The organism is Aliiroseovarius sp. M344 (assembly GCF_025140835.1).
GTDB lineage: Bacteria > Pseudomonadota > Alphaproteobacteria > Rhodobacterales > Rhodobacteraceae > Aliiroseovarius.
Window position 1 is genome coordinate 2799919 of sequence record NZ_CP081153.1, and the last position, 24890, is coordinate 2824808.

Here is a 24890-nt window from a genome sequence, read left to right on the forward strand (position 1 = left end):
AATGCTCCGGTGACGGACACTCAGATCGCTATCCATACGCACCACACCCTTGCCAACATAGCGCCCGGGGATTGGGACGCGTGCGCCTGCCCCGAGGCATCCGACGGTGGCCGACCCATCGACCCGTTCACGACGCATCGGTTTTTGCTGGCGCTGGAAAATTCGGCCAGCGTTGGCGAACGCACCGGGTGGCAGCCACATTACCTGACCTTGCAAGCCGACGGGCAGATAGTTGCCGTCGCACCGGTATATGGAAAATCTCACAGTCAGGGCGAATATGTTTTCGATCACAGTTGGGCGGACGCCTATGAACGAGCGGGCGGGCGGTACTATCCCAAATTGCAGCTTGCTGTCCCGTTTACGCCGGTCACCGGTCGGCGCCTTCTAACGAAGCCGGGTTATGAGACCATCGGTCGCGCCGGACTTGTGCAAGGGATGGTACAAATCGCAGCCGAGAACGGCCTCAGCTCGGCACATGTCACGTTCTGCACCGAAGAAGAAGCACATGCAGGCGTGCAGATGGGTCTGCTTCACCGGATCGGCCAACAGTTTCACTGGGCGAACCAAGGCTACGACAATTTCGACAGTTTTCTTGATCACTTGAGTTCGCGAAAGCGCAAGCAGATACGACGGGAACGCAAGCAAGCACAGGGGTTTGGTGGTGAAATCCTGACCCTGACTGGTGACGACATCCGACCGGGCCACTGGGACATGTTCTGGGAGTTTTATCAGGACACCGGGGCACGCAAATGGGGGCGCCCCTATCTGAGCCGCGCGTTCTTTGACGAAATCCATGACACGATGCGTGATGATTTGTTGCTTGTCCTTGCCGTGCGTGACGATCATCCGGTCGCCGGCGCACTAAATGTCATCGGGCGCGAGACTTTGTTCGGACGCTATTGGGGGGCGCTAGAGCACCACCCCTGCCTGCATTTCGAGCTTTGTTATTATCAGGCAATCGACTTCGCGATTGCAAACGGTCTGCAAGGGGTCGAAGCGGGCGCGCAGGGCGAACACAAACTTGCCCGTGGATATCTGCCCGTCACTACGCATTCACTGCACTGGATTGCGGAACCGGGATTTCGCGATGCGGTCGAACAATTCCTGACCGCCGAAAAAGAGGCCGTCGAGGGGGATATCAATATCCTCACCTCCTACGGCCCCTTTCGTAAAACGATCATCGAAGAAGGCGATTAAAGCGTTTCGAATTAAACCTGCGACAGGGATCATTCGAAACGCCGTTCAACATTTCAGCGTTTCGCGCGCTTCGCCAAAAACCGGTGTCGCAGGTTTTTCTCGAAACGCTTTAGGCAGACATATCTGCCAGCAACGCCTCGCCACCCGATGTTTCACACACGCCCGGGCTTTCCTCTGCGTTAAGAACTTTAACCACGCCATCTTCGGCATAGAGCGCATAACGGCGCGAACGGTTGATCAATCCAGCAGGGGGGGCGTTAAACGCCATACCAACGGCATTGGTAAACGCGCCTTCGGCGTCTCCCAGCATCGTAATACCGGCCGCTGCGGCACCTGTGCTTTCGCCCCATGCCTGCATAACAAAGGGGTCATTGACTGACAAGCAAATGATTTCATCCACGCCCTTTTTGTCAAACTCAGGTTTGGTGCGCATGAAGCTTGGTACATGGGCGGTTGTGCAAGTGCCGGTATAGGCACCGGGCAGTGCGAAAATCACGACTTTGCGCCCATCGGTCAGTGTCGAAAGCTCGACAGTTTCTGGCCCATTGGCACCCATCCTTAACACCGTCGCGCCCGGCAGTTTATCTCCAACTGAAATACTCATTTTAGACATCCTGATTGTGTTTCTCCTAGCACTAGTCATAGTCTGCAAACCGCGTCAGGTCAGTAGGAATGGAAACCCAACATGTCTCACATTGTTGTCATCGGTGCCGGACAAGCCGGTTCATCTTTGGTCGCCAAACTTCGCAACTCGGGTTTCGAGGGCGAGATCACGCTGATTGGCGCCGAAATCGCTCCGCCATATCAACGCCCCCCGCTGTCAAAAGCTTATCTGCTGGGCGATATGGCGCTGGAGCGTCTGTATCTGCGCCCGGAAAGCTTCTACGCGGAAAATGACATCACCTTGCGCCTTGGCACCCATGTGGACGCGATCGATCCCGCAAACCGTCAGGTGGAGATCGGCGACGAACGCATTTCTTACGATCAACTGGCGCTGACCACCGGGTCCGTACCCCGCCGCCTGCCCGCTGCAATCGGAGGCACACTGAACGGCGTGCATGTTGTTCGCACGCTTGAAGATATCGACCAAATGGCGACCGAGTTTTCACAAGGTCGCCGTGTGTTGATCATCGGCGGCGGCTATATCGGGCTGGAGGCCGCTGCCGTCGCTGCAAAGAAGGGTCTGCACGTCACTTTGGTCGAGATGGCCGACCGCATTCTACAGCGTGTGGCGGCACCCGAAACCTCGGACTATTTCCGCGCTCTGCACGCGGCCCATGGCGTCGAAATTCGTGAAGGCGTTGGGCTGGATCGTCTGACCGGCGACGGGCACGTGACTGGGGCCATCCTGTCTGACGGCACCACGCTTGAAGTGGATTTCGCCATTGTCGGCGTTGGCATCGCGCCGGGCACCGCTTTGGCAGAAGCCGCCGGGCTTGAGTTCGACAACGGGATCAAAACCGACGCACACGGCCGCACGTCCGATCCCGCGATCTGGGCGGCAGGGGATTGCGCATCCTTCCCCTATCGCGGCACCCGCATTCGTCTTGAAAGCGTCCCAAATGCCATTGATCAGGCCGAAGTGGTGGCCCGCAACATGATGGGCGAAAACATCAATTACGTCGCCACGCCGTGGTTCTGGTCAGACCAGTATGACGTAAAACTGCAAATCGCTGGGCTGAACACAGGTTATGATAATGTGGTAACGCGTCGTGGTGATAAAGAAGGCAGCAGGAGTTTTTGGTACTATCAGGGCGACACTTTGCTGGCGGTCGACGCGATGAACGATCCGCGCGCCTACATGATCGGCAAACGCCTGATCGAAGGCGGCAAATCACCTGACAAGGCGATTATCGCGGACGCTGACGCCGATCTTAAGCCGCTGCTGAAATGAGGATCATCGCCGGACGATTTCGTGGACTGGCGCTGGCCAGTGTCGGCAAAGGTGACGCTGGTGCGCATCTTCGACCCACAACGGATCGCGTGCGCGAAAGTCTGTTTTCTATGCTGTCCGGTGGACGGTTTGGCGACCCGATTGAGGGCGCGCGCGTTCTGGACCTGTTTGCCGGAACTGGCGCGCTGGGGTTGGAGGCCCTGTCGCGCGGCGCCGATCACGTCACGTTTGTCGATGATGGGCGCAAGGCCATGTCATTAATCCGCGCGAATGTCGCGAAATGCCGGTGCGTTGATGAGGTGACCGTGGTGAAGCGTGATGCGACCCGACTTCCCGAAGGCCAACCCCATAACCTGGTGTTTCTGGACCCTCCTTACGGCAAGGGCTTGGGAGAGAAGGCGCTGGACGCCGCCATCAAAGGCGGCTGGATCGCCCCGGATGCGCTGGTCGTCTGGGAGGACAGTGCACCGATCACTCTGCCAGATGGGTTCGAGCTGCTCGATACGCGGCGATATGGGGATACGGTCATATCAATCCTGAAACACGGGTGACCCGCAAATCAAAAAGGGCCACCCCTAGGGGCGGCCCTTCGTGTGATCTTTACGAGCTTACTGTGCCCGTGTAACTGCAACCGCCGCGCGTGCATCTTCGACCATTGCAGCGCCATTCAGACCTTTGCCGTTCATATCCTCGACCCACTCGGCGATAACTTCGTCACCCAGAACGCGGATCTTGGCGGTCTCATCTTCCGACAGCTCAGCGATGACATTGCCATCTGCCGCCATCTTCTCGCGGCCCACCACGTCACCGGTGTCGTGCGCGCGGCCAGCCAGGGCCGAGGCATAGAACCCCGAGTTCGCGTCAATCACAGCCTTCAGGTCGTCCGGCAGCCCCTCGTACACATCCTTGTTCATCGCCCAGATGAAATAGAGGTTATAAAGTGACTTATCGCCCGCGACATCAGTGTGGCTGTCCGTTAGTTCGTTCAGTTTTAAGGAAGGCGACATTTCCCAAGTGATCACCCCTCCGTCGACCACACCCTTTGCCAGAGCCTCGGGAAAGGCGGGCACGGGCATGCCAACTGGCGAGGCGCCAAGCTTATCCAGAAGAAGGGTCGACGTGCGCGATGGGCCACGCAATTTCAGGCCATCAAAGTCCTCGACCGTCGCGATCGGACCGCCTTTCTTGTGAACGATCCCGCGCCCGTGCATATGGGCGGCGATCACCTTCACGTCCGCAAAGTCATCCATCAGGTATTTCTGAGTATAAACCCACGCGGCTTTCGACGCTTCTTCACCCGACTTGGTGACCATGAAGGGAAGCTCCATCGCTTCAGCTTCGGGGAAACGACCGGGTTGATAGCCGGGGATGACCCAGCCGCCGTCAATCGCTCCATCGCGGATCAGGTCATATTGGCTGGTGGCTTTACCACCCAACTGCATGGCCGGATATAGTTCGACCTTGATGCGACCTCCTGAATCCTTCTCGATCTTATCGGCCCACGGGGCCATGAAGTAGGTTGGGTTCGCAGACAAAGGCGAAACAAAATGCTGGAAGCGAAGGGTCACTTCTTCAGCGGCCGCCGTGCTGGCAGAAATCGCAAGGGCCGCGGCTGCGGTCAGCGATGTGATGATAGATTTCGGGGTGAAAGTGCGGAAGTGGGTCATTGGACACCCTCCGTTGTTCCTTGCAGTCCGCCGCGCATGAGTGTCGCGGAAGCCGACCCACCTCTTGTGGGGCAGCAAGGAGAACCTATGCACGGCTTTCTGCAAGTGCAACATCCAAAGGCTGCAATTACTGAGCTAGGGAAATCGGTGGCGAAAAAGCCCTGAATTCAAAAGGATATTTCCCGGACAAGGGGGAGAAACGTCAAAAGTTTCCCCTAAGTCAACCAGCGCGATCAAACCCAGGTTGGGTGGAACTTTCCAGCTGGCGAAAGGGTGAAAATATCGCAGCCGTCTGACGTGACACCAACCGAATGTTCAAATTGCGCCGACAACGACTTGTCACGGGTGATCGCGGTCCAGTCATCCGCCAGTATCTTGGTTTCAGGGCGGCCCAGATTGACCATTGGCTCGATCGTGAAGAACATCCCTTCTTCCAACACCGGACCTGATCCGGGACGACCATAATGCAGGACATTGGGCGGGGCGTGGAACACCTGACCCAGACCGTGCCCACAGAAATCGCGCACAACAGACATGCGTTGGCTTTCCACATGGGCCTGAATTGCGTGGCCGATATCCCCGAAAGTATTGCCGGGGCGGACGGCCTCGATCCCTTTCATCAGGGCGTCATGGGTCACTTGAATCAAGCGCTCAGCAAAAGGTTTAAGCGTGCCGACCTTATACATCCGGCTTGTATCACCATACCAACCATCGACAATCACCGTCACATCAACATTCAGAATGTCACCGTCGATCAGCTCGTCATGTTGGCGTAAAGACTTCTCGTTCTTGCCCTTCGGTGTTTTTGAACCGGGAATGCCGTGACACACAACATGGTTCAGCGAAATACAGGACGCATGTTTGTAACCTTTGTAGCCGATGGTCGCGGATACTGCGCCCGCTTCATCCACCATCGCCTCGATGGCCGCGTCAAGTTGCGCGGTTGTGGCCCCCGGTTGCACCATCGGTGCGATCCGGTCCAAAATGTCAGCCGCCAATCGGCCAGCCGCATGCATCCCTGCAAAGTCGGAAGTATCGTATAGGCGGATGCCTTCTTTGGTCACGCGCATGGTGTCGTCCATGGTTTGGTCCTCTTCTTCGCCCCTAGATAGGGTGTTCAGACCAAAGACTCCAGAGGGGCCGCGACTTCGATGCCGTCTGGGCTGATCCGGGTGCCCAATACGATGGCTTCAACCCCGGCTTCGCGCGCGGCGCTGAAAGCGGCGGCGTATGTCGGGTCGATATCTCGTGCGAGGTCGAACCGGTCACAATCCGTGCGCTGCACAAGGTATAACATCACCGCGCGATGCCCTTGCCCGACCATGTCGGCAAGCTCGCCCAGATGCTTGGTGCCACGGGCCGTTATACTGTCTGGAAACTCGGCCAAGCCAGTTTGACGGCAAAGGGTTACTGACTTCACCTCGACATAGGTCAGCCCGGAACCTTCAAGCAGGAAGTCGATACGGCTGTTCTCGCCGTATCGAACCTCGGGCTGGACGGTGTGATAGTCCCCCAAACCGCCGATCAGACGACCTTCGAGGGCTGCGCGCAACGCGCGGTTCGGAACCGAGGTATCGACCCCGGTGAAATGCCCATTTTCATGGTCAACCAATCGCCACCCGAATTTCAGCTTCTTTTTGGGATCGTCATTGGGCTCTAACCAGATCTTTGTGCCCGGCTGCGCCAACCCCATCATGGAACCGGGATTGGCACAATGCGCTGTCACTTCGCGACCGTCATCCAACAGGCAATCCGCCAGAAAACGTTTATAGCGGCGAATGAGCGTTGCGGGCACAAGAGGGCTGGGAAATTCCATAATGCGGGCCTATACCGGAAGAAGGAAAGGAGCAAGTTATGCCCAACCCGACAGCAGCCATGTTGGTCATCGGAGACGAGATTTTGTCTGGCCGGACAAGGGATGCGAACATGCATCACCTCGCGGGCAAGCTTACCGAATGCGGGATCGATCTGAAGGAAGTGCGCGTCGTATCGGACGATGCCCCGGCGATTGAAACTGCTGTCAAAGACCTTTCCTCGGCCTATGATCATGTTTTCACCTCGGGCGGTATCGGCCCAACCCACGATGACATCACCGCCGATTGCATCGCACGCGCCTTCGATGACCACATCGATATTCGCGACGATGCGCGTGACCTGCTGGCCACCCATTACGCGAAACAAGGTCATGATTTTAACGAAGCGCGCCAACGGATGGCCCGTATCCCGGACCGCGCAACGCTGATTGACAACCCTGTGTCGATCGCGCCGGGCTTTACGTTGGAAAACGTCCACGTGATGGCGGGCGTTCCGTCTGTTTTCAAGGCAATGGTCGACAGTGTTCTGGCTGGTCTGACCGGAGGCGCTCCGTTGCAATCTGTTTCTGTGCGCATCGAGCGTGGCGAAGGCGATATTGCTGGCCCGCTTGGCAAGCTGGCAAACGCCCATGCCGACCTCAGTTTCGGGTCTTACCCGTTTATCCAAAACGGCGTGTTTGGCGCCAACATCGTCATTCGAGGGACGAACGCCGACCAGCTTGATGCTGCGGCCCAAACCCTTGCCCAGCTTTTTCCGGAGGACACATGAAAAAAGACCTTCCCAGTGGAGACCAGATCATCGAGGCCTGTGAAGCGACTTGGCCGCCAGCCGAAACAAAGCGCATCGGCGCATGGGTCATCCGCGATGGCGCGGGTGGTGGCAACCGCGTCTCGGCCGCAACCGAGAACTGGCCAACCACCGAAGCCGATTTGCCGGTCGCCGAAAAAGCGATGCGCGAACTGGGCATGGACCCGCTGTTTCAAATCCGGCATGGCGACGAACATTTGGACGATATGCTGGAAAAGCACGGCTATCACATCATCGACCCGGTGAACTTCTGGGTCATCGGCGTTGACGAACTGACCAAAAACGCCCCGCCACCCGTTTCGGCATTCTCGATCTGGCCGACATTGTCGATCATGCACGAATTGTGGGATGCAGGCGGTATCGGTGATGCGCGCCGCGCCGTGATGGAGCGTGCGAATTGCCCGAAAACCGGGCTTCTGGCCCGCACCGATGATACCCCGGCGGGCGTAGGCTTTGTGGGCCTGCATGACGAGATTGCCATGGTTCACGCCTTGCATGTCGACAAGGAACTGCGTCGCCAAGGCACCGGTGTGAACCTTCTAAAACAAGCCGCTGTGTGGGCAAAAGCGCAGGGCGCGAAATATGTGGCCCTGATCGTGACCCAGGGCAACCACGCTGCCAATCCGCTTTATGCCAATATTGGGATGCACCTTGTCGGGCACTACCATTATCGCACCAAGCCGCAGTAAGGGGGGAAACCGAAATTGAAGCACGAAGATAAAAGCGTGACCGCGCTTGACCTGCCGATGGTCGACCCGCTGCCCGAAGACATTCAGACCTATTTTGATATCTGCGACGAGAAGTTGGGAATGGTGCCCAACGTGTTGAAGGCCTACGCGTTCGACATGGAAAAACTGCGCGCTTTTTCAGCCATGTATAATGATCTTATGCTTGGCGACAGCGGCTTGTCGAAGCTGGAGCGCGAGATGATCGCGGTTGTGGTCAGTTCGATCAATCGGTGTTGGTATTGTCAGGTGGCGCATGGCGCAGCTGTGCGCGCTTTGTCCGGCAACCCGATGCTGGGCGAGGCGATGGTGATGAATTGGCGCATGGCAGATCTGGATGCCCGCCAGCACGCCATGTTGACCTTTGCCGAGAAGGTCACAAAAGCGTCCGCTGAAACAGCGGAAGTCGATCGAGACGCGCTGCGGCAGGCAGGTTTCTCAGACAAGGATATCTGGGACATCGCCGCCACGGTCGGCTTCTTCTCGATGTCCAATCGCATGGCCTCGGCTGTCGGCATGAAACCCAATGACGCGTATCACGCTCAACATCGGTGATCCGAATGGTTCGTATTTTCCGACCGGCGATCCTGGCAGCATCCTTTGCAAGCGCTCCGCTGATTGCTGGCGCGCTTGATCTGCCAGCTGGCGCAAAACTGCGTGCCGATGATACGCAATCAACAGGTCGCGCAACCCTCGCTATCGCGCGTTTCGATGGCGACAGCGTGCCCACCATTGCCGCCGAAGGGCAGGTCCTTCGGCAAGCCTGGAAAGTGGACGGCACCAGTCAAACCAGTTTTCAGGTTCTTGTTAGCTTGCGCGATCAGATGATTACGGACGGTTTTGACATTTTGTTGCAGTGCCAATCCGTGTCCTGCGGGGGTTACGATTTCCGCTTCGAGGTTGGGTATTTTAACGCGCCGGATATGTATGTGGATCTAGGCGACTACCACTACCTAAGCGCGCGCAAAGGCGACGAGTTCGCAAGCTTCTTGGTTAGTCGATCGAAAGAGGCTGCATTCATTGAGTTACTGCAGGTCAGCCCGGCGGGCAGTTCTGCGACGAATGCTGCAGTCCCGCGGGCGCGACCCACCGTGACAGAACGCGCTGTGCCATCTGGTCCTTTGGGCACGCAATTGGAGACCAACGGGCGCACGGTCCTCAGCGGGTTACGTTTCGCAACCGGATCGTCGCAACTGACCGAAGAAGATGTCCCCATTCTGGCTGAGTTGGCAAAGTATCTGGCACAGAACCCGGATCGGCAGATTATTTTGGTGGGCCACACGGATGCCGAGGGCAGCCTTGACGGAAACGTAGCACTGTCACGCAAACGGGCGGCGTCTGTGAAGGACAGCCTGATCAAGCTTTACGGCGTAAACCCTGCACAGCTTGCCGCGCAGGGCGTGGGCTATTTGATGCCACTTGCCGCGAACCTAACCCCAGAGGGTCGCGAGTTAAACCGACGAGTCGAAGCCGTCTTAACCAGCACCAATTAGGCGCAGGTTAAGTTACCAGTTATCTGGCCCTTTATCCGCAAAGGCATGGACCAAAAAGTCAATGAACGCCCGCACTTTAGGCTGAGTGAACCGACCTGGCGGATAGACGGCATAAATGCCTTCAACATCCTGTGGCAGGTCAGGGATCGCGTCGATCACCAAGCCTTGCTCCAACGCATCAGCGTAAAGGAAGCTTGGCAGATAGGCGATCCCAAGGCCGGAAATGGCGGCATTCAACAAGGATTGCCCATCATTCACGCTTAGCCACCCGGCCGAGCGGACCTGACGCACCTCGCCCGACGGGGCGGGTACTTTCCAGACATTGCCCGAGCTTTGGTTCGAGTAATGTAAAAGCTTGTGTTCGTTCAGATCGTCAATGCGGGTGGGGCGTCCATACTGCTCGAAATATTCGGGGCTGCCGACCATTCTGCGCGTGGTCGTCGAAATCTTGCGTGCGCGCAGCGAGCTGTCTTCAAGCTCACCTACACGGATCGCCATGTCGAATCCTTCTGAGATCAACTCTACATAACGGTTGGCCAGATCCATGTTCACATGCACGTCGGGGAAATCATGCAGAAACTCACCCAAAACCGGACTCAGGTGGTTCACGCCAAAATCAGTCGCGACCGAAATTCGCAGAATTCCAGACGGTGCAGATTGCATCGATGTGACTAGGGCATCTGCCTCGCCCGCGTCGTTCAAGACACGGCGTGCGCGGTCGTAATAGGCAAGGCCGATTTCGGTCGGGCTGACCCGCCGCGTTGTACGGTTCAGAAGTCGCGCACCAAGCCGTGCCTCTAGGCTGGACACATGTTTGGACACCGCGGATTTCGAGATTCCCATTTTCTTGGCAGCATCTGTGAAACCTCCTTGATCCACAACGGTGGCGAAGGCTTCCATTTCGGTCAGTCGATCCATGTCACTCTTTCCAACAAGTTCACCCCAGTGCCTTCCTATATCCGTGTGAATTGGGGCAAGACTGTGATCAACAGCCGACAATACGGGGGTAATTGTGGGGATCGTTTAGCGTCTGGAAACGGCGACCGCCTGCTATCGTGTTGAAAAGATTAACTCTGCGATACTAATCCAAATTGGCAATGTGACAGCGGCCAACAAAGTTGTCTGCGCGATCAGTGTTGCGACCAGATTTCGGTTCGCCCCGAATGCGGATGCCAACACATGTGCCGCAGACGCCGTCGGAAGTGCCGCAAACACAACCAGCACGGATGCAATGGCTGGATCAAGCGACAGCGCCAAGCTGACGCCCAGAGCAAACACAGGCAGCGCCACCAATTTTATCGCACAGATGGCCCCATTGAAGCGGTCCAGCCGCGCCAATGCGCCCCAGTTCATCGTCGCACCGATTGACAGAAGCGCGATGGGGATGGCGGCTCGCGCGAGCATTTCGATCGGGGCCATGATTGGGGTGGGCAAGCGCCAGCCCATCACGCCAAACACAACGCCGCCGAGGCTGGCCAGTAAAAACGGGTTCAAGGCAACCTTCGCAACCGTCGCCCCGAACCCAAGCGCACCGCCGCGGGATAAGGCAGACACTGCAAAGAGATTTGCAACCGGCACGCCCATGCCGACTGCCACAGCCATTTCACCAGCGCCACCACGGGTCAACAGTTCAACCGCGACCAGGCCAAGGGCTGTGTTAAACCGCCATCCAACCTGCCACGCCCCCGCAAAATCGAGGAATTTTTCGGGTCCTGCCGGGCGCGCCAGCCAACTGAGCGCCAAGCCAACCGCCAGTATCGACCAGACCACGGGCGCCATGACCGCCAACTTTCCGATGTCGATGGGCCGGCTTGCCGCAGCGACGAACAGAAGGGCCGGAAACAGGATCTCGAAGTTCAGACGATCCAGACCCTGCCATGCGTTTTCAGACAGACGCTTGCGAAGAAGCCCTCCCAGCCCCACAAGAAGGAAGCTGGGCAGAAGACCTGCAAAGACAGCAATGAAAACCATGTGACCTCCGAGGCGATTGCCCCGGGATCAAATCAGAGAGAGGCCGCCAAGCGCGATCCTTGGTCGATAGCCCGTTTGGCGTCAAGCTCTGCCGCTACATCTGCGCCGCCAATCACATGCGGAGACTTCCCGCGTGCTTCAAGCGCATCTGCAAGGGTTCGATTGCTGATTTGACCGGCACACATGATAATGTTGTCGACTTCGACCAGACGCGGGTTCTCGCGCGCCTCGCCGGTCGAGACCATCAGACCGTCGTCGGTGATGCGTTCGTAGTTCACGCCGCCCACCATCTCGACGCCCTTCATCTTCAGGGTTGCCCGGTGGATCCACCCGGTGGTCTTGCCGAGCCCCTTGCCCAGCGCCTTGGCTTTGCGCTGCATCAGGGTGACGTGGCGGGCGGGGGCTTCGGGCTTCGGGCCATTCGGCGACAGACCGCCGCGTGCGTCAGCAGGATCGGCAACACCCCATTCGGCCAGCCACTGCTCAAGATGTTCGGTCGGGCTGTCACCAGCTTGCGTCAGGAATTCTGCCACGTCGAAGCCAATACCGCCTGCACCGATGATCGCGACACGATTGCCCACAGGCGCATCGTGGCGGAGCACGTCAATATAGGACAACACCTTGGCTGATCCCTGCCCTTCGATACCGGGATCGCGAGGTGTCACGCCGGTGGCGATGATCACCTCGTCAAACCCGTCCAGATCATCCGCCGTAACTTCTTTCCCCAATTGCAGATCAATATCTGATGCCGCGACCTGCCGGTCATACCAATCGACCAGCCCGATGAATTCTTCTTTGCCGGGGACTTTCTTCGCCATATTCAGCTGTCCGCCGACCTGATCGGCGCGGTCAAACAGCGTGACCTTGTGGCCGCGCTCATCCGCCACCAGCGCGGTGGACAGACCCGCCGGGCCTGCGCCCACGATCGCGATAGATTTCGGAGTGTCCGTCATCTCATAGCGTAATTCGGTCTCGTAACAGGCGCGCGGGTTTACGAGGCAGGTAGAGATTTTGCCGCCGAAGGTGTGATCGAGACAGGCTTGGTTGCAGGCGATACACGGGGCGATGTCGCCCGCGCGACCTTCGGCCGCTTTCGCCACGAATTCCGGGTCGGCCAAGAAGGGCCGCGCCATCGACACCATATCTGCCGCGCCACCTGCCAGAACGTCTTCGGCCACATCGGGATGGTTGATCCGGTTCGAGGTGATGATCGGCAGCGAGACCTGCCCCATCAGCTTCTTCGTGACCCACGTAAACGCAGCGCGCGGCACAGAGGTTGCAATGGTCGGTATCCGGGCTTCATGCCATCCAATGCCTGTGTTGATGATGGTGGCACCGGCCTTCTCGACCTCTTTCGCCAGTTGCACAACCTCGTCAAATGTCGAGCCGTTGGGAATAAGGTCTATCATCGACAGACGATAGATAATGATGAACTCTGGCCCGACAGCGGCGCGCACGGCTTTCACCACTTCGATAGGCAGGCGCATCCGGTTTTCATAGGAGCCGCCCCAGCGGTCTTCGCGCTTGTTGGTGTGGGTAACAAGGAACTGGTTCAGGAAATAGCCTTCCGACCCCATGACTTCGACCCCGTCATACCCAGCCTCTTTGGCGCGGGCAGCCGCGGTGGCGAAATCACCGATCTGTTTCTGAATGCCATCCTCGTCCAGCTCTTTCGGTGGGAACGGCGAAATCGGCGATTTGACCGCACTGGCCGAGACACAATCCGGCCCATAGGCATAGCGCCCTGCATGCAGGATTTGCATTGCGATCTTGCCGCCTTCGGCATGGACGCGGTCCGTGACAATGCGGTGGTTGGTAATGTCTTGATCCGAGAACAGCCCAGCCGCGCCGGGATACACCCCGCCTTCAGGGTTCGGAGACATGCCGCCGGTAACGATCAGAGCAGCCCCGCCTCGGGCGCGCTCGGCATAGAACTCGGCCACACGTGGCCAGTCACCGCGTTCCTCCAGCCCGGTATGCATGGACCCCATCAGAACGCGGTTTTTCAGCGTAGTGAAGCCCAGATCGAGTGGGGAAAGAAGGGTTGGATAGCTGGTCATGCTGGGGGTCTCCTGTTATGTGCAGCAAATCTGGACGAGGTCACAGACGCTGTCATTCAAAACGCTGCGTAACCGACACAGTTTACCACGCGCAATGCGCAGCCAGCGATTCAATCTGGGAGGGCGCAAAGACGTCAATCCCCGCAGAACGCAACGCAGCAGTGGTGACACCGAACCCATCCCGCCGCGTGCCGTCATGATGGCCACTGTAAAGCTGTGACGATCCGCAAGACGGGCTTGCTTCTGTCAGCAGGGCGTGGGTGCAATCACGATCTCGCGCCAGATCAATGGCCAGCCGTGCGCCGAACACGAAGGCCTCAGTGACATCGGCACCTTCACTGTCGACGACCTTGGCGCGCCCTGCCAGAACATCATTGCCATCATAACCCGGTTCAATCTCGGCGGACTGCCGTGGCACGGAAAGCCCACCGGCCAATTCGGGGCAGAACGGAACCACACGACCATCGGCGCTCCATCTTGCGAGGCTTTTGTGTATCAGTATCTTGGCCCTGCCGTCATAGCGCACCATTTGTCCCATCAGACAGGCACTGACCAAAAGCCGAGACATGACCTAGCTCGTTTCCATGCAATGGCGACGAAACGCGTGTTTGAGCATATCAAGCTCCTCGCGCAGCAGGTCGACTTCGGCTCGTATATCAGTCTCGAGCGGCTGCCCCGTTACAATCGAGAACGTGTCAAGCATTGTGCCGCTGTCTTTCTCAGAAATCACAAATGTCTGGACACCGTCTGTCAGGGCGTCCACCGGGATCGGCACTTTGACGAAGAACGCGCCAGCCTGATCCGGGTTCGGTTTGACCGTCACCCCGTCGATGGGCTGGGAAAGATGCGTAACCTCAAGTGCTGGAAGCGTGTCTTTCGCGTCAGAACTTGTCAGGACGCCTTCCCAAATGCCCGCCTGTATGCGCGCCTTAACAAGTTGAAGTTTCGTCACGTAACGCTCCTTTTCAGGTCAACTCGGGATCAAACTTCGGCCCGCGGGCGTCGGCTGAAGTTGACATCGCGAAGGATCACCTGGCTCATTTCAGGGTTCTCAAGAACCAAATCAACCCACATCCGGTCAACCCGTTTTTCGTTCAGATTGGTGTAAGCAAGGTCGAACTCAACAAAAGTCTCGGCCTCTGACGTCGGCAACGTGCGGACGATCTGTTCGGTGTTCGGGCCGTGCTGGATGTTAAGTCGGGCAAACACTTCTAACGGCTTTTCCATTTCGACCAACGCCGTCAGCCGCACCAAGTGGTTGCGCTTCAAGCCGTCGACCGCTGATTGCGGCAGCTCGATCACCAGTGACAAGAACGAACCATCAAATCCAAAAACATCCATGCGAAGGCCGAACGGTGCCAAATCGCTTTCGCGTGTGTTGCGTATCTGGCGGACGGTAAGTTCTGAAACCCGACAGTCGTGAAACACAGTCACCTCGCTGCCAAATGTTGTCTTACTTTCCACTGCAGATTTCCCCGGAGGCGACAGCGGGCCGCGCCACAATTCGGGGCGATACGCCCAGTCGCTATGCAGCGGCTTTTGAATGGCGTCTGAACCGATCAAAGGCAATGTAAGGCGGCCATCCGCAACATGAAGCACACGGTCCAGTGTCTGGCGCATTTGGCGGGCGCTACTGCGCACTGCGCGCAGCGATGCCAGATCAAGGGTTTCGGCGTGGTGCAAGGCCGACTGCCAGCGCTGCAACGCGCGGCGTTGTCGCCATTGATCAAGGATACCGTTCACACGTCGCACCATGCTGTGTATTTGCCCTGCTGAGATTCGCCTGCCTGTCGGTTTTCATTCTTAAAACAGAATAGGTTCAATTGCGCAAACCGCCTAGCAGGGCTTTGAGTCCGCCGCCGCTTTTCGCGCCGGGGTTTGCTTTGCGGATTGCCGCGACAAATTCGGTCAAAAGCTGATACCCTTTGCCCTGACCGAAGGGTTGATCGGCGAATGCGGTGGCACTTGCTGTCACAAGCTGGCCATTCACCTCGAAAAATGCCCGCCAGGTCGTGTTTGACAGTGCCGAAGGCAGCCCATCCGCAGTGTCTTTCACCTGCACATAAAGCACATTTGCAGCAGATTTTGTGTCCAGCAGGGTGACGGTGGTCGCGTCGCCAACCCGGCTAAGCGTTGCGCGCCCCTTTTCGCTTTGGATGAATGCGCGGGCTTCGCGCATGCGGGCATCCGGGTCGTTGGGCAATACCGTGGCCTGTACGGGCATAGGAAGAACTGTCGCGGTCAAAAATGCTGGCTTTTTGGGTTTGGGGTCGCCTGGGTCTTTCGTTAAAGCAGCGCAGGCTCCGATCGGAACGAAGGCACCGGAAGGGGTGTCTTGGTACGAAGTTGTGTCGATACAGAACCCTTTCGGTGTGGCGATTGTCACCGAGCCACCCATGACAGATTTCTGACGTACCAAATCTGCGCGCGGCGTCGCACGCTCTGCCGAAAAAATCGGGCTGTCTGACATATTGGGGCCGGTTTCCCGATTGCCGCCCAGACAGCCGGTTAAACCAAGCAAAATTCCCAATGTCACTCCCACACGCCAAACACCAATTTGGCGGCTAATACGCAGTCGACTCATTATACCCCCCAAACCCGGCGCAGCAGCTTCCGGGCACATACAAAGCAAATCCTAGGATGCAATTAAGTATTCCCGGTTGTCCATCCGTCAGATCACGCCCATCATAAAGGCGAAGTGTTTAAGAGTCAGGTATGTCATTGTCACAATCCCCCAATCCCGACAGCAACATCGCAACAGCAAGTTTCTGGACGCCCGCCTACCCGCGCATTCAGCTCTGGCGCACTGTTGTTGGCTTTATCGTTATCCACGCCGTGTTCTTTGCTGCTACATTCGTCATTTTCATTATCGGCGCCAAACTTCTGCATACTGACCCGGCCGCTATTCTGGACGCCTCAACGCCCGCGAAAGCAGCGATATTTTTTCTGACCTTCCTAGGCTATCATCTTGGCCTCTGGATCACTGTCAAAACGCTTCACAAACGAGGGTTTCGCAGCCTTTTTGGTCCGGCCCTTCGGGTCAATTGGCGTCATTTCCGGCGTGGGTTGCTGGTCGCTATAGGCATCAGCATCGCGGCCATCATATTGCAATTCGTGCAACCGCTTTTCCTGCCCGCTGGCGACGACATTCCAGCCCAGCAATCCATGAGCCTTGCCAGCTGGGCCCTTCTGATCGTGCCAGCGTTGGCGCTGGTCTTGTTGCAAATCTTCGCAGAGGAGCTGGTGTTTCGCGGCTATGTCTTGCAGCAACTGCGGGCGCGGTTTCGATCAATCTGGATATGGGCAATCCTGCCATCACTGGCCTTTGGGGTTTTGCATTTCGATCCCGCGACCTATGGCCTCAATGCCGTTTTCTATGTGACCCACACGACGGTGATCGGGATCCTGCTTGCCATTGTCACCGTCCGCACAGGCAACATCGGCGCGGCCGCCGGTTTACACTTCGGCAACAATGCCATGTTGGTCTTTTCCGGCACCAAAGGATCGCTGGACGGCTTTTCTTTGTTCCTGACTGAGATGGACCTGACAGGCGCGCATATGACATGGTCGATCTTGTCGCAAACCGGGACCGTGCTGGCCGCATTTGTCCTGTGGTGGATGCTTACGCAACGCAACCAGCCAATTGCAAATGCTGCACAGGCGGACTAGTTAAGGCGAAACGACCAAGGAAGACTGGCGATGAACTGGATTTCGAACTACGTGCGCCCACGCATCAACTCGCTTTTCTCGCGCCGCGAGGTGCCCGAGAACTTGTGGACCAAGTGCGCGGAATGCGGAACGATGCTGTTTCACCGCGAATTTGCCGAGAACCTGAACGTCTGCACAAACTGCGACCACCATATGAACATCACACCGCGCGAGCGGTTTCAGGCGCTGTTCGATGGCGGCGTGTTCACCGAAGTCGACGTACCGGCCCCAGTCGACGACCCGTTGCATTTTAAAGACCAGAAAAAATACCCGGAACGCATGAAGGCTGCGCGCAAGGAAACCGGCGAACGCGAAGCAATGCTTGTGGCCGAAGGTAAAATCGGGCGCACCCCTATCGTTGCCGCGGCGCAGGATTTCAGTTTCATGGCCGGGTCCATGGGCATGTACGTGGGCAACGCGATCATTGCGGCAGCCGAACGCGCTGTCGTCGCCAAGCGGCCTCTGGTCCTGTTCTCAGCCGCCGGTGGCGCACGGATGCAGGAAGGCATTTTAAGCCTGATGCAAATGCCGCGCACGACTGTTGCCGTGCAGATGCTGAAAGAAGCCGGGCTGCCTTACATTGTTGTTCTGACCCATCCGACCACGGGCGGTGTCACCGCGTCCTACGCCATGCTGGGCGATGTACATATCGCCGAACCCAACGCACTGATCTGTTTTGCGGGACCGCGTGTGATCGAACAGACGATCCGCGAGAAACTGCCAGACGGGTTCCAGCGCGCCGAATACCTGCTGGATCATGGGATGCTGGATCGCGTGACCCACCGCAAGGACATGAAAGACGAGCTGGTCACCATTCTGCGGATGCTGCTGGGCAAAGGCCCCGCGATAAGGGGCGAGCTTCCGAAGCCTGAGGCTGTCGTAGAAGCGCCCAAAGAAGATGACACCGCCAACGCGGCCCCTGCCAAGCCCAAGACTGCTGCGGTCGAGGCCAAGAAAGCGTGAGCAAAACCGGCTCGGACGTCATCCTTGAACGGATGATGTCCCTTCACCCAAAGATTATTGATCTGACACTGGACCGGGTCTGGCGGCTGTTACATGCCGTCGGCGATCCGCAGGACAAGCTTCCGCCGGTGGTCCACCTGGCTGGCACCAATGGCAAGGGCTCAACCCAAGCGATGCTGCGCGCCGGGCTGGAGGGGGCCGGGAAAAAGGTACACGCCTATACCTCGCCACATCTGGCGCGGTTTCATGAACGTATCCGGCTGGCAGGTGAGTTGATCAGCGAAGCCGCCCTGACCGAGGTGCTCGACCGCGCCTATGCCGCGAATGGTGACGAGACGATCACTTATTTTGAGATCACGACTGTTGCTGCGCTGATGGCATTTGTCGAAACGCCTGCCGATTACACGTTGCTGGAAACCGGGCTGGGTGGACGGTTGGATGCCACGAACGTGGTAGATAAACCCGCGCTGACCATCATCACGCCGATCTCGATTGATCACACACAGTATTTGGGCGACACGTTTGCCGCCATAGCTGGTGAAAAGGCGGGCATTCTGAAACGTGGTGTGCCCTGCGTTGTTGGACCGCAACCCGACGAAGCACTTGACGTGATCGAGGCGCGCGCGGCCAAACTGGGTTGCCCGCTTTTGGTTCATGGCCAGCATTGGCATATGTGGGAAGAGCGTGGGCGTTTCATTTTTCAGGACGAAACCGGTCTGCTGGACCTGCCCATGCCCGCCCTGATCGGTCCGCACCAATTGGAAAATGCAGGTGCCGCGATTGCCGCCCTGCGCCACCTTGGCTTTGACGAAGCCGCGTGCGAGGCCGCGATGCGCGATGTGACATGGCCCGCCCGAATGCAGCGCTTGCGACACGGCCCACTTGTGGATGCCGCCGAACGGGCCGAGCTTTGGCTGGATGGCGGGCATAACCCTGCGGCGGGGGAAACCTTGGCAAAGGTGTTGGCAGATATGCCACCCCGCGCGACCCATTTGATCTGCGGTATGTTGAACACCAAAGACATCGCAGGCTATCTGCGCCCGCTTGCAAAAGTGGCCGACAGCCTGACGGCGGTGTCCATTCCAGGTGAGGCCAACACGCTGCCCGCAGATGTCACCGCCCGCGCAGCCAAAGATGTAGGGATGGAGGCAACAGAAGCGTCGTCAGTTGCCGATGCGATTGCTTTGATCCAAAAAACAGATCCTGAATGCCGCATCCTTATTTGCGGTTCACTGTATTTGGCGGGATCGGTTCTGAAGGCGAATGGATAAGCTTTTCTAACCGGCGACAAAGCCAAAAAAGCTGCCGTGATCACAAATTAATTTTCGACAGATACGTGTATAGGGATTCACTTTATCCACCAACCCCCCGAAAAGAATCACTTTTTTCGGGTTTGGCGAATCGGCATATGATTCGCCACAATATGTTGACAGAATAAGTGGTTAGCTACTACTAATAGGGTATTCTTCAGGTAAAGTTCACAATAAGTGAACGGCTTGTCGAGCAGTACCTTTGACCAGGGGGTCTCATGTTTCGGTTGGCACAGGAGCAGGCAATCCAGTTTGTGATCACAAACTTGCCCGCAAATGTGTTTGAAACAGAGACCGCCCTTGCCACACCCACTTCCGGCACAGGTTCATGACATCTGGCGCGCCAGCCGCGCCCAAATGTGCTGTCCCTAAGCGCGGGTTGTTGAGTTCAGGTTTTGGTCGCAACGCGCTAAGTTAAGCGGGCAGGACAAGACCTTGGGGTCGCCGACGGCGGCCCCGTTTTATTCCACACCCCAATCCTTGTCCTGCATTTCGCGCAGGCGACTCGCCGTGCGCTCAAACTCGAACGACCCTTCACCCTCGACATACAGCATCTCTGGCTGGGCCGCTGCGGACGCGATCAACCTGACCTTCGCTTCATAAAGCGAGTCGATCAGTGTGACGAACCGCTTCGCTTCGTTGAAGTTGGACCGGCTCAGGCGCGGGATGTCTTCCAACACCAGAAGCTTCACCGCATTGGCAATTGTCAGATAGTCCCCCGGCCCCAGCATCGCACCGCAAAGGTCATGAAACCCAGCACGTGCGGCCCCATTGTGAAAAGCAGGCAACACCACTTCCCGCCCTTTTACCGTCAAGGTCAGCGGCTCTGCGCGCGCGCCCGTCAAATCACCCCAGATCGCGTCAATCGCGCGCCGGGCATCGGCACCTGCAGGAGTGAAATACACTTGTTCACCCGCCAAACGGTCTTGTCGATAGTCGTTCGGACTGATCAGTTCATGCACCACCATCTGATCTTTGATCAGCGCGATGAAGGGCAAGAACAGCTGACGGTTCAGCCCGTCTTTGTAAAGCTCGTCCGGATGACGGTTTGAGGTCGTGACGACGACAACGCCCGCGTCAAACAGCTTCTCAAAAAGACGCCCCACCAGCATCGCGTCGGTGATGTCGGTGATCTGCATTTCGTCAAAGGCAAACAAACGCACATCGGCGGCAATCTTGTCGGCAACAGGCGTAAGGGGGTCATCAACACCCGTCTTGCGGGCTGCAGCCATACCTTCATGCACCTCTTGCATGAAGGCGTGAAAATGGACGCGGCGTTTCTCGGTGATCTCCAGGCTGTCGACAAACAGATCCATCAACATGGATTTTCCCCGGCCAACACCGCCCCAAAGATACAGGCCCTGCGGCACCTCTTCTGGCTTGATGTGAAACAATCCGCCAAGGATTCCCCGCTTTCGCGCTGGCGCAGTTTCCAAATGAACGCGGATATCTTCCAGCGCGGGCAAGCATGCCTCTTGCGCCGGGTCGCGGGTAATCTCGCCCTTTTGGGTTAGGTCTTCGTAGATCTCGATCAAACTGGTCATGGCCGAGGAATAAATCGCTTCCACACATAAGGAAAGGTGAAGTCGCAGATCATAAACGAAGAATTGACCATCTGGTTGATTTCACCGAACGTGCGCGGATGACTGAGACACGCGCGCCCCTTATCACGCCCGTCCTTGTGGCCGGCTGTTTGATCATCCTTGTCAGCTTCGCGATCCGCGCAAGCTTCGGGGTGTTTCAGATCCCTATTGCGACCGAGTTTAACTGGCCCAGAGCCGAGTTTTCGTTGGCGATTGCGATCCAGAATTTGGCGTGGGGGATCGGACAACCGATCTTTGGCGCTATCGCCGAGAAGATAGGCGACAGAAAAGCGATTATCATGGGCGCACTGATCTATGCCGTGGGGCTTGTCGCGTCGTCTTATGCGGTCACACCAGAAGCGCACCAGTTGCTTGAAATTGCCGTGGGTTTCGGTATCGCCGGCACTGGATTTGGCGTGATCCTAGCCGTCGTCGGGCGCGCAGCCAGCGATGACAACCGGTCGATGGCACTGGCCATTGCAACCGCCGCAGGGTCGGCGGGTCAGGTGTTTGGCGCACCGCTGGCAGAATACCTGCTGGGTTTCATGTCGTGGCAGAATGTATTCATCATGTTTGCGGCGGCGATCCTTGCAACTCTGGCCCTGCTACCTTTGATGAAAACCGAAACGCTCGCCTCGAAGTCCGAGCTTGAGGAAAGCATGGGGCAGATACTCACCAAAGCGATGCGTGACCCTAGCTTTTCGTTGATTTTTCTGGGCTTCTTTTCCTGCGGTTATCAGCTGGCCTTTATCACAGCGCACTTCCCTGCCTTCGTGACCGAGATGTGCGGCGCGATCGATCCATCCGGCACGTTGGCCTCGATCGGCGTGTCGACCACGTCCGCGCTTGGTGCGATCTCGATTTCGCTCATCGGGCTGGCCAATATCGCTGGCACGCTGCTTGCGGGCTATTTGGGCAAGACCTATTCCAAGAAATACCTTTTGGCTGGAATCTATGCCGCGCGCACCGTGGTCGCTGCGCTGTTCATCCTAATGCCCATCACGCCCACATCGGTGATTGTCTTTTCGATCGCCATGGGTTCGCTATGGTTGGCGACTGTGCCGCTAACCTCGGGGCTAGTCGCGCATATCTATGGGTTGCGCTATATGGGCACGCTTTACGGCATCGTCTTTTTCTCGCACCAACTTGGCAGTTTCCTGGGCGTTTGGTTGGGCGGGCGGATGTATGACGCGTTTGGCGACTATACCATGGTGTGGTGGATCGGCGTCGGCGTCGGTGCGTTTTCAGCCATCGTTCACTTGCCGGTGAAAGAGCAACCGCTGGCGGCGCGCGCAACCTAGACCGGCAGCGCCGTTGTTTTGAACACGGTCCGCAGCGCAAACGAGCTTTGCATCCCCTGAACACCCGGCAGGCGTGCCAAATGCTGGCGGTGGATGCGCGCGAAATCTTCGGTGTCTTGTGCGACCACTTTCAGGATGTAATCGGCTGAACCGGCCATCAGGTGACATTCCAATACGTCAGGAATCAGTGCAACTTCGCGCTCAAATGCATCAAGGACTTCGTCTGTCTGACCGGACAGGGTAATCTCGACAAAGACGGTCGACGAACATCCCATCTTCCGAGCATCCAAAAGGGCGACGTAATCGCGGATGTAACCTTCGGCCTCTAACCGCTGCACACGGCGGTGACAGGCCGAAGGCGACAGATTTATTTTTTCAGACAGGTCCGAATTGGACATGCGGCCAGTGCGCTGAAGTGCCCTAAGGATACGGCGGTCTATGCTGTCGAGTTCCATTTTCTCACAACTTTCTTGCGTCTGTTTTGAAATACACCGTTTTTTCTTCGAAGCTTCCTATCACTTGCGCCACATCTTTTCAAAGCAATTGCATAGGCCATCTGCCAATATTGAACCTATGAAACATTTCCCACCAACAGGGATTGAGGAGGATACCCCATGCTGATCGGTTGCCCGAAAGAGATCAAACCACAAGAATTCCGCGTCGGACTGACGCCCCCTGCGGCAGGCGAGGCCATCGCACGCGGCCATTCTGTCATTGTTGAAACCAACGCCGGTGTCGGTGCTGGGTTCATGGATGACGACTATGTCGCCGTGGGCGCAACGGTTCTGAAAACCGCTGAAGAGGTCTTCGCCAAGGCCGACATGATCGTGAAGGTGAAAGAACCTCAGGCCGCTGAGCGCAAGATGCTTCGCGAAGGTCAGTTGCTGTTCACTTACCTGCACCTGGCCCCGGACCCCGCGCAAACCAAAGACCTGCTGGACAGCGGCTGTACTGCCATCGCTTATGAAACCGTAACCGACCGCAATGGTGGCTTGCCTTTGTTGGCCCCAATGTCCGAAGTGGCGGGACGTCTGGCCCCTCAGGTCGGATCTTGGACACTGCAAAAGGCCAATGGCGGCCGCGGCGTTCTGATGGGTGGCGTGCCCGGTGTTGGCCCAGCGAAGGTCGTTGTGATCGGTGGTGGCGTCGTCGGCACCCACGCTGCGAAAATCGCCGCTGGCATGGGCGCAGATGTGACCATTCTGGACCGCTCGTTGCCACGCCTTCGTTATCTGGATGATGTTTTTGGTGGCACGTTCAAGAACCAATACTCGACCGCAGCCGCAACTGCTGAGCTGATCACCACTGCCGATATGGTCATTGGCGCCGTGCTGATCCCCGGTGCTGCCGCGCCCAAGCTGGTCAGCCGCGCGCAGCTGTCGACCATGAAACCGGGCGCTGTGCTCGTGGACGTGGCCATCGACCAAGGAGGGTGTTTTGAAACATCGAAAGCCACGACCCATGCGGACCCGATCTATGAAGTCGATGGCGTGATGCATTACTGCGTGGCCAACATGCCTGGCGCAGTTGCCCGGACGTCGACCATCGCCCTAGGCAACGCGACTATGCCGTTCATGTTGGCGCTGGCCAGCAAGGGCTGGAAGCAAGCCTGTACAGATGACGAGCACCTGCTGAACGGTCTTAACGTCCATGCTGGCAAACTGACTTATGGCGCAGTTGGCGAAGCGTTGGGTCTTGACTACATCTCGGGCGCGGATGCTCTGAAAATCTAATTTCGGAAAAAAAAGTCTAAAAGCCCTGCCGTCTGGCGGGGCTTTTTTCTTTGACACCATGCGGGCACGGCAGCACCCTGCCCGCATGCCCGACCCCGCGCCCCCCTTTCAAAACGCACAGGTTGCCGCAGCTTTTGCCGGCTTCCCAACCGGCACCCGCGCAGGGCTCTTGGTGTTGCGGGACATGATCTTCGCGACTGCCGACGAGACACCCTTGGTCGGCCGTATTGAAGAGACGCTGAAATGGGGGCAGCCAGCCTATCTGACCCCCGACAGCAAGTCGGGGACGACGATCCGGCTGGGTGTGCCTAAAACAGGTGGTTTCGCGCTCTATGTTCATTGCCAGACCACGTTGGTGTCAGAGCACCGTAGCCTTTTCCCCACCGATTTCACCTACGGCGGTAATCGAGCGCTTTTGTTCGACGAAAAACAGGTGCTGCCAAAAGCCCCGCTACGTCTGTTTATCCGAAACGCTTTGACCTACCACCTCAAAGGGTCCCAGAAATGAAAGAAGCCCCGCACGTGGCGGGGCCTTTCAGCAGCCATTTCTGACTGGCCTGATGTGGTAGCGTGGGGCGGACTTGAACCGCCGACCCCAGCATTATGAGTGCTGTGCTCTAACCGGCTGAGCTACCACGCCATCTCACATCGGAGGTCGAGATA

Annotated in this window: 26 protein-coding genes and 1 tRNA gene; 13 read left to right on the forward strand and 14 right to left on the reverse strand. The window is 57.5% G+C overall.

All coding sequences use genetic code 11. The features are described from left to right. Positions 1–9 precede the first annotated feature (9 nt). Positions 10–1197, forward strand: a complete 1188-nt coding sequence (locus tag K3556_RS13755) for a GNAT family N-acetyltransferase (protein ID WP_260517339.1) — start codon at positions 10–12, stop codon at positions 1195–1197. Between the two features lie 109 nt (positions 1198–1306). On the opposite strand, the gene K3556_RS13760 is transcribed toward K3556_RS13755, so the two are convergent. Next, positions 1307–1801, reverse strand: a complete 495-nt coding sequence (locus K3556_RS13760) for a peroxiredoxin (protein ID WP_260517340.1) — start codon at positions 1799–1801, stop codon at positions 1307–1309. A gap of 81 nt (positions 1802–1882) precedes the next feature. Here K3556_RS13760 and K3556_RS13765 point away from each other — a divergent pair, with 81 nt between their 5' ends. Together K3556_RS13765 and rsmD are read left to right on the forward strand one after the other, a co-directional pair. Next, positions 1883–3091 (forward strand): NAD(P)/FAD-dependent oxidoreductase, encoded by a 1209-nt coding sequence (locus tag K3556_RS13765; RefSeq protein WP_260517341.1) that lies wholly within the window; start codon positions 1883–1885, stop codon positions 3089–3091. Then, complete coding sequence (gene rsmD / locus K3556_RS13770; protein WP_260517342.1) at positions 3088–3642, forward strand: 16S rRNA (guanine(966)-N(2))-methyltransferase RsmD; 555 nt, start codon at positions 3088–3090, stop codon at positions 3640–3642. The genes K3556_RS13765 and rsmD overlap by 4 nt, the downstream gene beginning before the upstream one ends. A gap of 57 nt (positions 3643–3699) precedes the next feature. Here the strand turns inward: rsmD and K3556_RS13775 are convergent, their stop codons facing one another. The 3 genes from K3556_RS13775 to sfsA form a co-directional block, all read right to left on the reverse strand. Next, positions 3700–4758 (reverse strand): TRAP transporter substrate-binding protein, encoded by a 1059-nt coding sequence (locus K3556_RS13775; RefSeq protein WP_260517343.1) that lies wholly within the window; start codon positions 4756–4758, stop codon positions 3700–3702. A 233-nt stretch (positions 4759–4991) separates the two neighbouring features. Continuing rightward, entirely contained in the window at positions 4992–5840 is an 849-nt protein-coding gene (map, locus tag K3556_RS13780) for a type I methionyl aminopeptidase (RefSeq protein ID WP_260517344.1), read from the reverse strand. A 35-nt stretch (positions 5841–5875) separates the two neighbouring features. Then, a complete protein-coding gene (gene sfsA / locus K3556_RS13785) occupies positions 5876–6574 on the reverse strand; it encodes a DNA/RNA nuclease SfsA (protein ID WP_260517345.1) in 699 nt (232 codons plus the stop codon). Between the two features lie 38 nt (positions 6575–6612). On the opposite strand from sfsA, the gene K3556_RS13790 reads away from it, so the two are divergent. Genes K3556_RS13790 through K3556_RS13805 form a run of 4 tightly spaced genes read left to right on the forward strand, consistent with a single transcriptional unit; the run spans position 6613 to position 9598 of the window. Further along, positions 6613–7341, forward strand: coding sequence for a competence/damage-inducible protein A (locus K3556_RS13790; RefSeq protein ID WP_260517346.1), 729 nt, complete (start codon positions 6613–6615; stop codon positions 7339–7341). Continuing rightward, complete coding sequence (locus K3556_RS13795) at positions 7338–8069, forward strand: GNAT family N-acetyltransferase (protein WP_260517347.1); 732 nt, start codon at positions 7338–7340, stop codon at positions 8067–8069. The genes K3556_RS13790 and K3556_RS13795 overlap by 4 nt, the downstream gene beginning before the upstream one ends. Before the next feature lie 57 nt (positions 8070–8126). Next, entirely contained in the window at positions 8127–8660 is a 534-nt protein-coding gene (locus tag K3556_RS13800; protein ID WP_260519266.1) for a peroxidase-related enzyme, read from the forward strand. 5 nt (positions 8661–8665) lie between these two features. Beyond that, complete coding sequence (locus K3556_RS13805) at positions 8666–9598, forward strand: OmpA family protein (protein WP_260517348.1); 933 nt, start codon at positions 8666–8668, stop codon at positions 9596–9598. A gap of 12 nt (positions 9599–9610) precedes the next feature. Here K3556_RS13805 and K3556_RS13810 read toward each other — a convergent pair whose 3' ends face one another. The 7 genes from K3556_RS13810 to K3556_RS13840 all read right to left on the reverse strand — a co-directional run bounded on the left by K3556_RS13810 (position 9611) and on the right by K3556_RS13840 (position 16213). After that, positions 9611–10516, reverse strand: coding sequence for a LysR family transcriptional regulator (locus K3556_RS13810; protein ID WP_260517349.1), 906 nt, complete (start codon positions 10514–10516; stop codon positions 9611–9613). A 132-nt stretch (positions 10517–10648) separates the two neighbouring features. Then, a complete protein-coding gene (locus K3556_RS13815) occupies positions 10649–11569 on the reverse strand; it encodes an AEC family transporter (protein WP_260517350.1) in 921 nt (306 codons plus the stop codon). 32 nt (positions 11570–11601) lie between these two features. Further along, a complete protein-coding gene (locus K3556_RS13820; RefSeq protein ID WP_260517351.1) occupies positions 11602–13629 on the reverse strand; it encodes an NADPH-dependent 2,4-dienoyl-CoA reductase in 2028 nt (675 codons plus the stop codon). Positions 13630–13711: 82 nt separating this feature from the next. After that, positions 13712–14197: a DUF523 domain-containing protein gene (locus K3556_RS13825; protein WP_260517352.1), complete on the reverse strand. Its 486-nt coding sequence runs from the start codon at positions 14195–14197 to the stop codon at positions 13712–13714. 3 nt (positions 14198–14200) lie between these two features. After that, complete coding sequence (locus K3556_RS13830) at positions 14201–14581, reverse strand: hypothetical protein (protein ID WP_260517353.1); 381 nt, start codon at positions 14579–14581, stop codon at positions 14201–14203. 29 nt (positions 14582–14610) lie between these two features. Further along, entirely contained in the window at positions 14611–15384 is a 774-nt protein-coding gene (locus K3556_RS13835; protein WP_260517354.1) for a DUF6478 family protein, read from the reverse strand. 64 nt (positions 15385–15448) lie between these two features. Then, positions 15449–16213, reverse strand: a complete 765-nt coding sequence (locus tag K3556_RS13840) for a hypothetical protein (protein WP_260517355.1) — start codon at positions 16211–16213, stop codon at positions 15449–15451. A gap of 131 nt (positions 16214–16344) precedes the next feature. On the opposite strand from K3556_RS13840, the gene K3556_RS13845 reads away from it, so the two are divergent. Genes K3556_RS13845 through K3556_RS13855 form a run of 3 tightly spaced genes read left to right on the forward strand, consistent with a single transcriptional unit; the run spans position 16345 to position 19571 of the window. After that, entirely contained in the window at positions 16345–17298 is a 954-nt protein-coding gene (locus K3556_RS13845; protein WP_260517356.1) for a CPBP family intramembrane glutamic endopeptidase, read from the forward strand. A 30-nt stretch (positions 17299–17328) separates the two neighbouring features. Further along, positions 17329–18300 carry an acetyl-CoA carboxylase, carboxyltransferase subunit beta gene (gene accD, locus K3556_RS13850; protein WP_260517357.1) on the forward strand — a complete coding sequence of 324 codons (972 nt, stop codon included), beginning with the start codon at positions 17329–17331 and terminating at the stop codon, positions 18298–18300. Beyond that, entirely contained in the window at positions 18297–19571 is a 1275-nt protein-coding gene (locus tag K3556_RS13855) for a bifunctional folylpolyglutamate synthase/dihydrofolate synthase (protein WP_260517358.1), read from the forward strand. The genes accD and K3556_RS13855 overlap by 4 nt, the downstream gene beginning before the upstream one ends. A gap of 500 nt (positions 19572–20071) precedes the next feature. Here the strand turns inward: K3556_RS13855 and zapE are convergent, their stop codons facing one another. Continuing rightward, positions 20072–21154 carry a cell division protein ZapE gene (zapE, locus tag K3556_RS13860; protein WP_260517359.1) on the reverse strand — a complete coding sequence of 361 codons (1083 nt, stop codon included), beginning with the start codon at positions 21152–21154 and terminating at the stop codon, positions 20072–20074. A 98-nt stretch (positions 21155–21252) separates the two neighbouring features. Here zapE and K3556_RS13865 point away from each other — a divergent pair, with 98 nt between their 5' ends. Next, a complete protein-coding gene (locus tag K3556_RS13865) occupies positions 21253–22494 on the forward strand; it encodes an MFS transporter (protein ID WP_260517360.1) in 1242 nt (413 codons plus the stop codon). Here K3556_RS13865 and K3556_RS13870 read toward each other — a convergent pair. Then, positions 22491–22949: an Lrp/AsnC family transcriptional regulator gene (locus K3556_RS13870; RefSeq protein ID WP_260517361.1), complete on the reverse strand. Its 459-nt coding sequence runs from the start codon at positions 22947–22949 to the stop codon at positions 22491–22493. The two genes, K3556_RS13865 and K3556_RS13870, sit on opposite strands and share 4 nt — an antisense overlap. 159 nt (positions 22950–23108) lie before the next feature. Here K3556_RS13870 and ald point away from each other — a divergent pair, with 159 nt between their 5' ends. Further along, the gene (ald, locus tag K3556_RS13875; protein ID WP_260517362.1) at positions 23109–24227 is read left to right on the forward strand and encodes an alanine dehydrogenase; all 1119 of its coding nucleotides are present in this window, start codon (positions 23109–23111) and stop codon (positions 24225–24227) included. A gap of 85 nt (positions 24228–24312) precedes the next feature. Next, on the forward strand, positions 24313–24735 hold the full coding sequence (locus K3556_RS13880; protein ID WP_260517363.1) for a DUF1801 domain-containing protein: 423 nt from the start codon (positions 24313–24315) through the stop codon (positions 24733–24735). 55 nt (positions 24736–24790) lie between these two features. Here K3556_RS13880 and K3556_RS13885 read toward each other — a convergent pair. Beyond that, positions 24791–24867: transfer RNA gene (locus K3556_RS13885), tRNA-Met, on the reverse strand. Positions 24868–24890: the final 23 nt, after the last annotated feature.